Origin of the sequence: Auraticoccus monumenti, from assembly GCF_900101785.1 — a bacterium.
Lineage (GTDB): Bacteria > Actinomycetota > Actinomycetes > Propionibacteriales > Propionibacteriaceae > Auraticoccus > Auraticoccus monumenti.
Map to the genome: position 1 here is coordinate 2370318 of NZ_LT629688.1, position 13432 is coordinate 2383749.

13 protein-coding genes are annotated in these 13432 nt (G+C 67.6%); 5 read left to right on the top strand and 8 right to left on the bottom strand.

All coding sequences use genetic code 11. The features are described from left to right. Nucleotides 1-84 precede the first annotated feature (84 nt). Nucleotides 85-699, top strand: a complete 615-nt coding sequence (locus BLT52_RS10945; RefSeq protein ID WP_090593353.1) for a DUF6518 family protein — start codon at nt 85-87, stop codon at nt 697-699. 299 nt (nt 700-998) lie between these two features. Here the strand turns inward: BLT52_RS10945 and BLT52_RS10950 are convergent, their stop codons facing one another. After that, nucleotides 999-2168 carry an epoxide hydrolase family protein gene (locus tag BLT52_RS10950; protein WP_090593355.1) on the bottom strand — a complete coding sequence of 390 codons (1170 nt, stop codon included), beginning with the start codon at nt 2166-2168 and terminating at the stop codon, nt 999-1001. Between the two features lie 338 nt (nt 2169-2506). Here BLT52_RS10950 and BLT52_RS21690 point away from each other — a divergent pair, with 338 nt between their 5' ends. Further along, nucleotides 2507-2944 carry an NUDIX hydrolase gene (locus BLT52_RS21690; RefSeq protein ID WP_269457609.1) on the top strand — a complete coding sequence of 146 codons (438 nt, stop codon included), beginning with the start codon at nt 2507-2509 and terminating at the stop codon, nt 2942-2944. Nucleotides 2945-3043: 99 nt separating this feature from the next. Here BLT52_RS21690 and BLT52_RS10960 read toward each other — a convergent pair whose 3' ends face one another. The 4 genes from BLT52_RS10960 to BLT52_RS10975 all read right to left on the bottom strand — a co-directional run bounded on the left by BLT52_RS10960 (nt 3044) and on the right by BLT52_RS10975 (nt 8008). Then, nucleotides 3044-3232: a hypothetical protein gene (locus tag BLT52_RS10960; protein WP_090593358.1), complete on the bottom strand. Its 189-nt coding sequence runs from the start codon at nt 3230-3232 to the stop codon at nt 3044-3046. A 116-nt stretch (nt 3233-3348) separates the two neighbouring features. Next, nucleotides 3349-3921: a dihydrofolate reductase family protein gene (locus tag BLT52_RS10965; protein WP_090593361.1), complete on the bottom strand. Its 573-nt coding sequence runs from the start codon at nt 3919-3921 to the stop codon at nt 3349-3351. A gap of 431 nt (nt 3922-4352) precedes the next feature. Beyond that, nucleotides 4353-6653, bottom strand: a complete 2301-nt coding sequence (locus BLT52_RS10970; RefSeq protein WP_090593364.1) for a hypothetical protein — start codon at nt 6651-6653, stop codon at nt 4353-4355. Between the two features lie 89 nt (nt 6654-6742). Then, nucleotides 6743-8008, bottom strand: coding sequence for an ABC transporter substrate-binding protein (locus BLT52_RS10975; RefSeq protein ID WP_231946264.1), 1266 nt, complete (start codon nt 8006-8008; stop codon nt 6743-6745). Between the two features lie 239 nt (nt 8009-8247). On the opposite strand from BLT52_RS10975, the gene BLT52_RS10980 reads away from it, so the two are divergent. Further along, complete coding sequence (locus BLT52_RS10980; RefSeq protein ID WP_172804025.1) at nt 8248-9270, top strand: LacI family DNA-binding transcriptional regulator; 1023 nt, start codon at nt 8248-8250, stop codon at nt 9268-9270. A 78-nt stretch (nt 9271-9348) separates the two neighbouring features. On the opposite strand, the gene BLT52_RS10985 is transcribed toward BLT52_RS10980, so the two are convergent. After that, nucleotides 9349-9939: a recombinase family protein gene (locus tag BLT52_RS10985; RefSeq protein ID WP_231946265.1), complete on the bottom strand. Its 591-nt coding sequence runs from the start codon at nt 9937-9939 to the stop codon at nt 9349-9351. Nucleotides 9940-10116: 177 nt separating this feature from the next. Here BLT52_RS10985 and BLT52_RS10990 point away from each other — a divergent pair, with 177 nt between their 5' ends. Both BLT52_RS10990 and BLT52_RS10995 read left to right on the top strand, forming a co-directional pair. Then, nucleotides 10117-10542: an NUDIX domain-containing protein gene (locus BLT52_RS10990; protein WP_157677078.1), complete on the top strand. Its 426-nt coding sequence runs from the start codon at nt 10117-10119 to the stop codon at nt 10540-10542. A 286-nt stretch (nt 10543-10828) separates the two neighbouring features. Beyond that, on the top strand, nt 10829-11935 hold the full coding sequence (locus tag BLT52_RS10995; protein WP_157677079.1) for a hypothetical protein: 1107 nt from the start codon (nt 10829-10831) through the stop codon (nt 11933-11935). Between the two features lie 98 nt (nt 11936-12033). On the opposite strand, the gene BLT52_RS11000 is transcribed toward BLT52_RS10995, so the two are convergent. Continuing rightward, nucleotides 12034-12546 (bottom strand): NUDIX domain-containing protein, encoded by a 513-nt coding sequence (locus BLT52_RS11000; protein WP_157677306.1) that lies wholly within the window; start codon nt 12544-12546, stop codon nt 12034-12036. Between the two features lie 146 nt (nt 12547-12692). Continuing rightward, nucleotides 12693-13424 (bottom strand): MerR family transcriptional regulator, encoded by a 732-nt coding sequence (locus tag BLT52_RS11005; RefSeq protein ID WP_090593384.1) that lies wholly within the window; start codon nt 13422-13424, stop codon nt 12693-12695. Between the last annotated feature and the right edge of the window lie 8 nt (nt 13425-13432).

Sequence of the window (13432 nt, forward strand, 5' to 3'; positions counted from 1 at the left end):
CGTGGTGTCTGATCCCTCCGCTCCCGTGCTCGTCGTGTCCATGCTGGGTGACGGTCGGGCGCCGGAGGCCCCTAGGGTGGTGCGGTGGAACGTGCTGGATGGCTCTCGAGGACATGGACGCGCGTCGTGGTCGTCATCGTCGTGAGCTTCCTGAGCGGGATGCTGACCTTCTTCGCCCAAGGTCTCCTACCCGACGCCCTGACCTCGTTCGCGAACTCCGCGTCCGGCTGGACCCTGGTGACGGTGCTCGTGCTGGCGTGGGCCCGGGTGCGCACAGCGGTCTCGGCGCTGCTCGGGGCGGCGAGCTTCGTCCTCTTGACCCTGGGTTACTCCGCCTCGGCCCACCTGCAGGGCTTGACCTATGACCCGACGTTGTTCGTCGTGGTGGGCGTCCTGGTCGGTCCCTTCGTCGGGATCGCGACGAGCTGGTTGCGGGCAGCTTCCGCGTGGCGGGCCGCCGCTGGCACGGCGCTCCTCTCAGGTATCGGTCTCGGCGAGGGGGTCTACGGACTGACCGTGGTCGCCGACACGACGAGCCCCGTCTACTGGACCCTGATCGGGCTGATCGGCCTCGGGCTCCTCGTCGCGATGCTGATCCGCCGGATCCACGGCGTGCTCATGGTCCTGCTGACCGTGGTCGGGACTGGCGCCATCGCAGCTGCCTTCGTCGTCGCCTATCGCGCGCTGGGAGGAGTCTGACCCCTCTGGCCGGGGGCCACCATCGAGGCGGTCGTTCACGCGCGCGGCGTCACCGTCGCCGCGAGATCGGCGAGCCCCGTGGCAGCCACCGGGACCGCCGTCGTCGTCGAGCTCCCCGATCCTGTGCGGAGTGAGCTACCTCCCGGCCCCGGACGATCCGACCTGATGGAGCGACCTGTTCTCGCTCTTCCGACCGGTGCGGGCGTGGTGGACATGCTGCGCTGCCGAGCCAGCCCGGGGTGGCACCGTAGGTATTGCTGAGCATCGCGATCCACTCGGGGTTCGCGCTGGCCGGGACGTCATGCCCGGAAGACGTCGCGGAGGTCGGCTACCAGCACGTCAGGTTGCTCCCACCCGGCGAAGTGTCCGCCGTGGGCCGGTTCGGTCCAGGACACCAGGTTGGTGAAGCGACGCTCCGCCCACCTCCTCGCGATGGGGAACGGCTCACCGGGGAAGACGAGGGCGGCGGTGGGGACGGTGATGGGCTGTGTGTCCTCCTCCCGGGCTCCCTGCGGCGCCCAGCGCTGGGCGTCCCAGTACCACCGCGCGGTGGACGCCCCGGTCCGGGTGAACCAGTAGAGCGCGATGTTGTCGACCTGCTGTGCCACGCTCACGCCGCCCCCGGCCTCGGGGCGGGTGTCGGCGTAGGCGACCATCTTCTCCCCCAGCCAGGCGGCCAGTCCGGCTGGTGAGTCGACGAGGGAGTACCCGATGGTCTGGGGTCGGGTGGCCTGGATGCGTTGGTACCCCGACCCGTCGACCAGGTAGTGGTTGCGCGTGGCGAGCAGCCGCTGCTCGGTCTCGTCGGCGTGCTCGACGTCCTGCGGGGTGGGCCAGGCCACGGGCATCGTGAGGTGCAGGCGGCTGACGCGCTCGGGGTGGAGCCGCGCCAGCTCGATGCTGACGAACGCTCCGTAGTCCGTGCCGTGCACGCCGAACGTCGGATACCCCAGTGCGGCCATGAGTGAGGCCCATGCGTGGGCCGTGCGGGTGGGGTCCCACCCCGGCGCTCGCGTGCGTCCGCTGAAGCCGAATCCTGGCAGGGAGGGGATGACCACGTGGAACGCGTCCTCCTCAGATCCTCCGTGCGCGACCGGGTCGGTGAGCGGACCGATGAGTCGTTCGAACTCCAGCACCGACCCCGGCCACCCGTGCGTGAGGATCAGCGGTGTGGCCTGCGGCACGGGAGACCGGACGTGCCAGAAGGCGACCTCGAGGTCCTCGAACCTCGCCTGGAGATGGGGGATGGCGTTCCAGCGGCGCTCCGCTGCTCTCCAGTCGTGGTCCCTCCACGCCTGGAGGAGGTGCTCGACCCGGTGGAGCTGCAGGCCCTGCGAGTCGTCCTGGACGGTCTCGCGCTCGGGTAGCCGGACCCGTTCGAGACGCTCGTGGAGGTCGAGGAGGTCTGCTTCGGGCACGTGGATCGGAAAGGGCACGATGTCGAGCACGGTGTCGTCGGTGGTGTCCATGTGTCTGTCTCCGTCGTCGTTCCCCGGCGGGGTGCCGTGGTCCGCGCCCATCCGACAGCGTGTGGTCAGGACACGGTCAAGGCCAGCACCCGCTCTGGGCGCCAGGGGGACGAGAGGCCAGGACCGGGCCCGAAAAGGTGCGACACATCCGCGTGTGGCGCTGCTCACGTGATGGCGACTGCACGAGAACAACCCTGGAGCTCACGGATCGACCGCGGGAGATTCATCCCTTGCTCTTCACCCAGCACGCGCTCTGCTCTCAAGGAGGACCCGTCAGTGACTGACAGACTCCGGGGGTGCACTTCTCCGACTGCGACACGCGTCTGGCGGCCTACGGGGTGATCGTCGATCCTCTCGACGGGGTCTTGTTGACCTGGTTCAACGGCTCACGCCCGGCATGGACGCTGCCGGGCGGGGGCGTGGAGTACGGCGAGTCCCTGGAGGAGGCGGTCGTGCGAGAGGTCAAGGAGGAGACAGGGTACGACGTCACCGTCGGTCGGCCGTTGACCACGCACAGCTTCGCCAGTGCCGATGGGCCACGACCCCCGCGGCCTTCCGATCGGTCCGGGTGTTCTTCCCCGCGAGGGTGGTGGGCGGAGACCTGGGCACGTTGGAGGTCGGGGGAACGACCGACTTCGCGCGGTGGCTGCCCCTCGACTCGGTCCAGGGCCTGGAGCCCCGTGCCGACATCGTCGATATCGCACTCTCTGCCTGGCAGCGATATCGCTGACCTCCGGACTGGCTCGGGAACCGCTTCGACTACCTGCGCGCGTTGATCGCGGCCTCGTTCGCCCTGGGGAGCGTGTCCATGTGGTCGGCCTTTCGGCGGTGGTGAGCGCCGACCACCGACTGACCCCTTCGACGAGGGAGTGGCCTCACGCAGGCGGCGGGGCGGCCCGTCGTGCCAGCCTTCCCCGGCGCTCGTCGCCTCGAGCCGAGATGAACTCACGACACCAGTAAGCACTGAAGATCCCGAACATCACCGACGACCACCAGGCGTCGGAGGTGCCGACGACGAGCGTGACCGTGGAGAACACGAACAGCACCGAGGAGGTGATGGCCATGGCCAGCGACCCCCTCGATCCCATGAGCCGAGGTTAGGCCACGCAGGATGACTGAGGTTGGCGATCGGCAAGACACCGCGTAGGGACCTGCTCCTCACCGGTTCCCGGGGCCTTCCTCAACGCACGACGTCGTAGACCAGCTTGGTGACCCCGTTGGAGTAGGCGTCGGACTCCCGCAGGGCCAGGCGGTGCTGATCGCGGTCGGCGTGGCTGAAGATGCTCTTGCCGGCTCCGAGGATGACGGGGAAGACCAGCAGGTTGTAGCGGTCGATGAGGTCGGCGTCGGCCAGGCGACGTGCGAGGTCGGCGCTGCCGTGGATGAAGACGGCGCCGCCGTCGCCGTCCCGGAGGGCGGCCACGTCGTCGGTGAAGCGGAGGATCTGCGTAGGTCCCCACCCGTCGACGAGCGCGGTGTCGTCGAGGCTGGTGGAGACGACGTACTTGTGAAGGTCCTTGTAGGCGGCGTGGTCCTCGGAGTCGCGCCAGAACGGTGCGAAGGCCTCGTAGCTGCGACGGCCGAACATGAGCGCGCTGGTCTCGGCGAGCTCCTCACCCTTGAGGGAAAAGGCCTCGGGCACGAAGGGGGTGTGCATCACCCAACCCCCGCTGCGGTGCCCCTCGACCCGGCCGCCGGGGGAGTACACCACTCCGTCGACCGACATGAATCCCGTCCACACCAGCTCGCGCACGTCTCTGCCCTCCAGTGGTCATGACGGCGACCGGGTGGCGGCCGTCGGCTTGGCTCGATCCTGCCGAGCCCGTGGTGACGTCGCTGGCCAGGACGGTGCGACGTCGTGAATGTGACCCGCCGCGGCGCCACAACTCATCGGTTCACTCCTCAGACCCAAAAGCCTCCCACCAGTGAGTTGCGGCCGCTGCCCTTCACTGAGATCCCCCGGGCTACCTCATGGGTGGGCTTGGGGCAGGAGGCTCCCGCGGGGGTAGTCCAGCAGCCCTTGCAGCGTGATCGTCCAAGCCATAGGCGCTGCTGATGCGCTGGATGGCGTCGGACCAGGTGGCGGCGCTCAGCAGGGCGAAGAATCAGAGGTCACCGGCACCAGCGCCTCGGCACTTTTGTCTGCTCAGGGGTCTGCTGCACCGATAGGTGCAGCAGACCCTCTCACGTCGCCGGCCAGGCTGTGTGGCGGATCTGTGCGAAGTCGGTGGTGCCGAAGGAGTCCATGAGGTCGTAAAGGCCGTAGGCGGCTTGGCCGTTGATCAGGGCGTTGCAGGTGTCGTTGTCGTCGCCCTTGACCTTGTTCACGGCGCCGGAGAACTCAGTGGTGTCGGGGGCGCTGAGCCAGTACGAGGTGAGGACGCCTTCGCACTGGATGCCCGGGGCGACGTAGCCGTGGTCGTTCCGCGGTGTGGAGACCGCGTGCTGCATCCCGTGCTCGACGAGCTCGGCGATATCGAGGAGGGCGGGCATGTCGGCGAGGACTGCGACGTTGGCGAGGTCGCCGGTGAACTCGAGGAACTCGTTGTCGAGGTAGGTGCCGCCGGCGATGACGTCGCAGCCGGCCCATCCGGTGGACTTGAAGCCGGCTTGGTCCAGGAGCGTCCCTGGAGGCATGGGGACGTCCCAGAGGTAGACCCAGGAGGCGAGGATCTTGGCCGCCTTGACCGCTGCGGCCAGGTGCCGCGGTGCGCCGGTGAGCTGGTGGGCCTTGAGGAGTGAGCGCATCAGGAACATCACGCCGACCGAGTCGGTCTTGACCGACTTGATGTGGGTGGTGTCGTTCAGGCCGCCCATGTAGGCGACCGGGTCGACGAAGGTGTCGATGATGAAGTCGGCTGCTCTGGCTGCGGCCTGGCGGTAGCGGTCGTCGCCGGTGATCTGGTGGAGCAGGGCGAGGACGGGGATGGGGAAGATCGTCCCGCTCTTCTGCTCCTGGTAGGAGGCGCCGAACCAGGCGGCGGGTGAGGTGAGTCCGGTGCCGTCGGGGGCGTAGGCGCGGAACCAGGAGCCGTCGTCGGCCTGGGTGTCGAGAAGGAAGGCGCCGAAGCGCTCACCGGCGGCCCGCCAGGAGTCGCGGGTCTGCCCGGTGCGAAGGTAGGTGAGCAGCAGCGGGTAGACCGACTCGCACATGGTGCGCAGGTAGTTGCCCTGCTGGTCGCGTAGCTCGCGGGCGATGGGCATCAGAGCGTCGGCGATCTGCTTGCCGACGTAGCGGCGTACGGCGGACTCGTCCTCGGCGTACTGGAAGGGCATCAGGATGCCGGTGAACCAGTGGGTGAACTGATCGTTGAGGGGGTCGTAGATCCCGTGTGAGAAGCCGTTGGGCAGCTGGCAGTGGTCGACGAAGAAGTCCAGCACCCTCGCCGCGCGCTGGGCGTAGAGCGGGACGCCCTTCTGCTGCCCCCAGACGGTCTGGACGTAGGCCAGGAGGGCCTGGTCGCCGGAGAACCCGAACTCGAGCAGGGAGCCGAGGGTCTTGCCGGTGCGGGGGGAGAAGTGGACGAGGTAGCCGGCGGGCTCCTTGGCGTTCTCCTCTGGCTCCCAGTTGCGGTAGTAGAGCTGCGTCAGGAGCTGGCGGTGCTCGAGGGACTCCTCCAGCGTCACGTCCGGGTCGGGGCGGATTGTCGCAAGGTTCGTGCGCTGGTTCTCGTAAAACTCCCAGATCGCCTCGGTGAGGTCCACGCTGTGGGTGGCGCGGAGCTCGTAGTGCAGCTCGGCCGCCACGCCGGTGCGCATCGGGAGGTAGCCGGCCCAGCCGCTGCCGTCGGTGTCGAGGCAGAAGCTGTACTCCTCGGAAAACGGGAAGCTGCCCCGCAGGGCCACCTGGTGCTCCTCGACGGGAGCGAGACCGAGAGAGCCGATGTCGGTCTCCTGCACGAAGTAGCGCTCCGACAGCTGGTCAGGCGTCACCGCGGTGTCGAAGGTCGGCTTGTTCAGCCTGGCCATCGTGAACGTGGACCCGGAGCCCGGGTCACGAGCCAGGACACCGAGGATGCCGTTCTTGTCATCGCGGACGTCCTGGACGTAGGTGCCGAGGTAGTCCTCGACACCGTCGCCGTCGTTGTCGTTGCGGTTGTACAGGGTGCCTGGGATGAAGAACTGCCAGTCCGCCTCCCTCGCCCCGTGCACCGCCGTGCGGGTGGAGAACGCGATCCTGAGGCCATCCGCCGTCCCCGTCTCCGCGACCGCCCCCTGACGCTCGATGCCGAGCGTGTCGTCGTCGATCAGCCGGTACTGGTCGGTCACCACCAGCCGGGTGCCGTCTGCCAGGGTCGGGCGTGCAACAGCCACCCATCCTCGTTCAGCGTTGCCCTCGACACCGTCGTAACCGAATGATTGAGCGGTTCCGCCAAGCAGCTGCACGACGACGGGCTGGTCGATGTCGAGCTGCTGCCCCGCGGCGGCGGTGAAGCCGATCGTGGCACCGGTGGGGGAGGGGTTGATGCTGAGGCGGGCAGGCATGACGCAGCACTTCCTTTCGGGAGGTTCCGGGGGGGAGAGGGTGGCGACCTGGTCCGGCGCAGCGGTGGGCCGCGCCGGACCAGGTGACGTCACTCGGTGAGGCTGGTCAGCTTCGTCTGCAGCGACTCCAGCGCCGCCTGCGGCTCGGTCTGGCCCTGCAGGGCCCCGTAGGTGGCGTCCTGGATAGCGAGGGTGACGTCGCCGTAGCGGACGGCTTGCGGCCGCGGCTGAGCGGTCTCAATCGACTGCTTCAGCGTGGGGAAGTACGGGTACTTCTCGACGATGTCGGGGTCGTTGTACAGGGAGGCGATGGCCGGCGGCTCGGAGGCGGCGAGGGCGTTGGCTTTCTGCTGCTCCTCTTCGGCCATGAACTTGATGAAGTCCGCGGCGGTGCCCTTGTTAGCGGCGTTCTTGGCGATCGCGTAGTTGCCCCCACCGAGGCTGGAGACACCCGGGCCGCTGACACCGGGCAGCGGTGCGACGTCGAAGTCTCCCGCGATCTGGGAGGAGCCGTCGGTGGCGTTGGCCAGCTGGTACACGTAGGGCCAGTTGCGGTGGAAGATGAGCTCCCCGTCCTGGAAGGCCTGCCGGCCCTGCTCCTCCTGCCAGGTGATGGCAGCTTCGGGGATGTAGCCATCCTCGAACATGTCGACCAGCGCCTGCAGGCCGGTGACCGCCTCGGGGGTGGCCACGTTCGGCTTGCCGTCCTGGCCCACGATGACGCCGCCGGCGCCGTGCACTGCCTCGTCGAAGTTGACGGTCAGCCCTTCGTACTTCTGGAACTGGCCGGCGTAGCAGCCCAGGTCGTCGTCGCCGCCCTCACCGTCGCGGATGGTGTCGCAAGCCGCCTTGAGCTCATCGAAGGTGGTCGGCGGCTGCAGGTCGTACTTGTCCAGCAGGTCCTTGCGGTAGAACAGCAGGCCTCCGTTAGAGGCGATGGGGTAGGCGTAGAGCTTGTCGAAGTAGGTGGCGCTCGCCACCGCGGCCGGCAGCATCTCCCCGGTCGGGAACTGGTCGGCCGGCAGCTCCTCGATCCAGCCGTTCGCGGCGAACTCAGCAGTCCACACGACGTCGACCTGGACGACGCCCACCTTCGCGTTCTTGGTCTCGTGGTTCTGGATGATCTGGGTGCGCTGCAGATCGGCCGAATCCGGCAGCTCGACCATCGTCACCTGGCCGTTGGGGTGCTGGGCGTTGAACTTCTCCACCAGCTTCGGGATCTGCCCAGTGAAGTCCTTGCCCCGCCAGAACTCGATGTCACCCTGCTGGCTCAGGTCGAGAGCGGCGGGGGTCTCAGGGCTGGTCCCTGGCTCCCCGCCTCCGCCGCCGCAGGCGGCGAGCAACAAGGCGCTCACGGTCGCTGCCGCAGCCAGTACGCGCCGCTGATTCTTTCCGGACATGAAGCCTCACTTCGTCGTCGAGGACCCGAGCAGCAGGCGCCCGCTCATGACTGATGGGTCTGGCTGCGCGCTGCTGACCTCCACGCTTCTGCCATGGAGACGGCAGGACCGTAACACTCAAACGTTTGAGTGGCAACAGTTGGCGTGTCCGTTTCGCTGGTGTACGGGATGCACTCATGCGTTACAGTTCACGGGTGAGGCGATCGACGACCCTGGCCGACATAGCCCGCCTTGCGGGGGTGTCGACGAGCGCTGTGTCCCTCGCCCTCAACGGACGAGTGGGAGTGTCTGACGACACCCGGGCCCGGATCGTCGAGATCGCGGAGAACCTCGGGTGGCACCCGAACGCCCCCGCCCGCGCACTGACGGGACGTCCCGTGGCTGCCGTGGGCATCGTGCTCCGCCGGCCGGCACGGTTCCTCGGGGCCGAGCCGTTCTACATGAGCTTCCTCGCCGGCCTGGAGAACCAGTTCAGCAAGCTGGGGAGCAGTCTGCTGATGCACATCGCCGAGTCGCCAGCCGAGGAGATCGCGACCATCCGACGCTGGGCGGCCGAGCGCCGCGTGGACGGATTGGTCCTCCTCGACCTCAGGGTCAATGACGAACGGCTCGACGTCATCAAGTACCTCGAGCTCCCGACGGTGGTCGTCGGAGACCCCGCACACGCCGCCGGACTACCTGCCGTCTGGACCGCTGACGCCGACGCCGTCCGTGCAGCGGTCCACCGGCTGTCCCAGCTCGGGCACGAGCGCTTGGCGTGGGTAGGCGAACGCTCCGACCTGGCTCAGACCCGCATCCGCACCGACGCCTTCATCGAGGCCTGCGCCAGCGCTGGGTTGCCCACCCCCCGCATCCTTGAGACCGACTCCTCCAGCGCCAGTGGACGCGAGGCGACGACAGCACTACTCAGTCACGCCCGGCGACCCACAGCGATCCTGTTCGACAACGACCTGATGGCCGTCGCCGCGCTCGGAGCCGCCCGAGACGCAGGACTGGACGTCCCCGCCGACGTGTCCCTCGTCGCCTACGACGACTCGATCCTCTGCGAAGTCACCAGCCCACCACTCTCCGCCCTCAGTCACGACGTCCACTCCTACGGAGCCCACGTCGCACAGCTGCTGCTCCGCGAGGTCCAGGCCGCCGGCTCAACGACCAGTGAACTCGATGCCACCCCCGAGTTCGTCGAACGAGGGTCGACAGGACCAGCTCCGGCCTGACCGTTTGAGCCGCCGGCGGCCGCATCTCGACTGCTCAGTGACGTTGGTGGTCTCAACCGGTCAACGCACCACGGCTGGTCACACGGTAGGCGTGAGTGCGGAGCCTCGCTGGATCTCGCGGTAGATGGTGGTGCGGGAGACGCTGAACAGCTCGGCCAGCTCGGCCTGGGTGTGTTCGCCGGCCTGGTGCAGGGTGAGCAGGTGCCGCCGCTGTGATGCTGAGAGCTTGGGCTGCTTGCCGCGGAGTCGGCCCTTGGCGCGTGCCACCGCCATGCCTTCGCGGGTGCGCATCCGGATCAGGTCGGCCTCGAACTCCGCGACCATGCTGAGCACGTTGAACAGCAGCCGGCCGACGGGGTCGGTGGGGTCGTAGACGCTGCCGCCGAGGCTGAGGGCGACGCCCTTGGCGGTGAGCTCGTCGGCGATGTCTCGGGCGTCGGGTAGGGACCGGGCTAGGCGGTCGAGTTTGGTGACGACAAGCGTGTCGCCGCGGCGGACTGCAGCCATCGCTTCCCGTAGCCCTGGCCGGGCTCGGCTGGTGCCGGTCAGACCGTGGTCGACGTAGATGTGTTCTGCCTGGACCCCGAGGGCGAGGAGGCCGTCGTGTTGGGCAGTGAGGTCTTGCTCGGCGGTGGAGACCCGGGCGTAGCCGATGCGGATGCCAGTCACCGGGTCAGTGTTGCAGTTACGGGACCGTCACCGTGCGTGTCATCGTGCGGGTCTTACGTGCGTTGGTTCCGCCAAGTGCCGCCCGGGCCTGTGGGTGAGCGGTTGGGTGCACGGTGAGGGACCGGCTTACGAACCACCATCACACTCGGATCCGCTATGGCCAGGCAGGATGGGCTGATGGTGACACCTGAGAACGTCCTTGTCGCCGCCGGCGTGCTGGTCCGTCAGCAGCTGGGCGGACAGGTCCTGCTCCAGCTTCGGTCTGACGACGGCACCTGGGGACTGCCCGGTGGACGCCTGGAGCCAGGTGAGACGCTCGAGCGGGCCGCCCGCCGCGAGTTGTGGGAAGAGACGGGACTGACTGCCGGCCAGCTCCGACAGCTGGATGTCTACTCCGGGCCCGAATTCGTGGTTCGCTATCCCGACGGCTACGCCGCCTACGTCGTCGGAGCCACCTTCGAGACAAGTGAGTTCAGCGGCCGGCTCCGCGCCGATGATGCCGGCGAGACCGCCGGGCTGGCGTGGTTCTCTGAGGATCGTTTGCCGGTCCAGGTCAATCCCTACAACCGGCTGGTCCTTCGACGAGCGGGGTTGCAGCTCTAAGTTCCTGTTGCAGCGTCCGCCCAGCGATCCCCAACTAGACGCCCTGCGAGGCCGTGCAAGACGAACGTTTTCGAGCGGGAACCAAGCTCGCTTACGCGCGTAGAGTCCACGGACACATCGCGCGTGGGGCCCGACTCTCGGCTGCCCCGGCTAGCACCTAGGTTGGCGTCGGTATCGAGCTCCGGATGTAGCAGCTCAACCTCGGGACGATGGGCAGGTGGTTCCAGTGCCAATCCTAAAGACCGTTGAGTTCTGGCCATCCACAGGATTTCCGGACAAGCCCTGGGTGGAAACCCCCGCCGAGGACGCCTTCTTGCGGTCAGCTCGACGGGTGTGTGAAAGCTACAGCGAAGCCCTCGTCGAAGTGGGCATCACCAACAGGGTGGGTTCGGTAAGGCTCACGACCCACCTGGTGCGGAGTGCTGACGTGACGGTTGCCCCGGTCGTGGGGCGGCCGGAAGGCTTCGAGATGTCACACGTGGGTGTACCCGAGGCAGTGGCGACTCTGCCGCCGTTGAAGCGTGCGCGGCTCGTTCTGGACGCTATCGACCAGACGATGCGCGGTCTGGCGGCTGCCCGCGGTTGGCCGGCCGACCAGCTCGACAGCTGCTATGAGCACGTGCTGGACGGCGGGCTGGGGTTCTCATGGGAGGGAAGGAGCAAGACCAGCCCCTCACGCCGCAGGCGGGTCACCCCACGTTTCGAGCTGATGGATGACGGCTACGGCCGCTGCACGCTGGAGCTGTGGAACCACCGGACCGACGAACTGGTCAGCGTGAGCGAGCCGCTCCTGGCCTACAGCACCATCGAGGGCTTCAAGCGCACCAGCCAGAGCCTGACCTGGACCACCGACACCACAGTGAGGCTGGACAGCTACAGCGACGCCTTCGGCGTCTTCGACGTCCAGACCGAGCTGTCCGTCGAGTCAGAGTTCCATCCCTGGCCGTTGCTTGTGGCCCCCAAAGGACGCCGCCCAGCAGGAGTGGGCCTCAGCTCGGTGCAGCCTGATGTGTCTGTTGTCACCCCGGAGGCCGTAGCGCCGGCGCCGCGCATCAGCGCTGGTGCCAACACCGGTCCCCGGTACAAGATCCCCTCGGCCTACCGGCGCACCGTCGGGCAGTTCTTCGGAAGCCCTCCAAGGAGAATCGTCGAGTGGTGGGCCCAGTCCGACCTCGCTGAGCTGAACGTGATTTTCATCCACGATCCCGGATGCCGCCCTGGGATCCGGATCTACCAACGCGGCAAGGACGTCCTCGTGCACGTCCGACGTCCCTCGCCGGACTCCCAAGCCGATGCCGACCCAGTGGCAACCGCACAAGCCGACATCGAGCAAGCGCTGGAAAGGGTTCGGGGCCGCTTCAAGCTCAACGCACTGCCCACCCCGCTCTTCTGAACTAGCAACGCCCGTGTCGGCGAGCCGTCAGCAGTGTGCGCAAGGGGATCCCCAACCGTGCGCGGCTCGGCGCTTCAGGTCCGGGCTGCCGGTCTTCATCAGGATGCGGTGTCGGCCGCATGGCCATCTTCCAGGTAGCGCGCGGCGCGGCTAATCCGCGCCGACAGCGCTTCGCGAACCCGGGCGTGTGCCTCGAGGTCGAGCAGCCCTCCGGCCTCGTCAAGGGTGACGAAGCGAGCAGCGGCGATCTCCTCGGGCTGTAGGGCCAAGTCAGAGGCAGAGGTGTTGGTCCTGCCCGCATCGAAGAGGAACGCAACGACCTCCGTGACCTGACCGACCCGTCTCACCCAATCCACCGCGAGCAGCGCACCTGGCTCCAGATCTAGTCCCACTTCTTCGCGCAGCTCTCGGTGAGCGGCTCGCCGTGGCGACTCATCGGTTTCGGCCACGCCACCAGGAAGGTCCCACGTGATCTTGGGACTGCTGCACCGACAGGTGACAGTGGTTCTCAGGCGGCAAGCGCGACCTGAGTGCTCTGGATGGTCTCGTACTCGATCGGGTGAGTCGACCGAACGGGCTTGTCGCCGGGGTGGTAGGTCTTCTCGATCCAGGTGATGATCGCTTGGCGTAGTTCAGCCAGGTGGTCCAGTCGAAGCCATACCCTCGCAGGCACCCGCTTCGGCCTAGCCCCGCAAGGGGATCGACCTATGGGACGTCCGAGTGGTCTCGTCACGGGCGCTGCAGTGGGATATCGACGTCAGAGTGGCAGCTGGCTCCGGATGAGGTGATCAAGTCGGCGCCAAGCGGGTGAGAAAGCGTTGACGGCGCCCTGAGCTAGGGCGGGAACGTCGGAGTCGACGTCTTGACCGGGCGGGCCGTCGGCGCGATAGCGAGCCTTGGATGCTTCGACGATGCGGTGGGCAAGGTCATCGATGAGGGGGTCGTCCGGGTCCAGGTCGTGTGCTTCGTCGTAGTCGAGGTACAGCTGCCGCAGCGCCGAATCGGTCAGGGCTTGTGCCTGGTCACGGAACAAGTCGGCCGCAGTACCGGGGTGGGTGGCGAACACCAGGATCCACAGGTCGGTCTCCAACCTCACCCAGCGAGGGCTAAAGCCCATCCCGGGGAGTTGCTCGAGGTGGGCGGTGACGTCGCCCGGCAGGAGTTGGAGGGTGCCAGCGGCGAGCTGCCGGAGCCGACGCTGGGTGGCCCGAAGCCGGCGGATGCGGTCGCTGAGATCACGGTCGGCCCGCTGGATGTGGGTAGCAAGATCGCTATCGTCTTCGGCGGTCACTTCGCGGATGTCGGCGAGGGGCAGCCCGGCCTCAGCGAGGGTGCGGACCTTGATCAGTTCGACGACCTGCTGGGCGGTGTAGCGACGGTAACCGGACGCGTCGCGCGCCGGCTCGGCCAGCAGCCCCTTCTGGTGGTAGAACCTGATCGTCTTCGTGCTGACGCCGACGTAGCGGGCCAACTGGCCGATGGTGATCACCTACACAT

Coding starts and splice junctions, on each gene's coding strand:
- BLT52_RS10950 (WP_090593355.1), bottom strand. CDS start 2,168: ATGGACACCACCGACGACACCGTGCTCGACATCGTGCCCTTTCCGATC.
- BLT52_RS10960 (WP_090593358.1), bottom strand. CDS start 3,232: ATGGCCATCACCTCCTCGGTGCTGTTCGTGTTCTCCACGGTCACGCTC.
- BLT52_RS10970 (WP_090593364.1), bottom strand. CDS start 6,653: ATGCCTGCCCGCCTCAGCATCAACCCCTCCCCCACCGGTGCCACGATC.
- BLT52_RS10990 (WP_157677078.1), top strand. CDS start 10,117: ATGGTGACACCTGAGAACGTCCTTGTCGCCGCCGGCGTGCTGGTCCGT.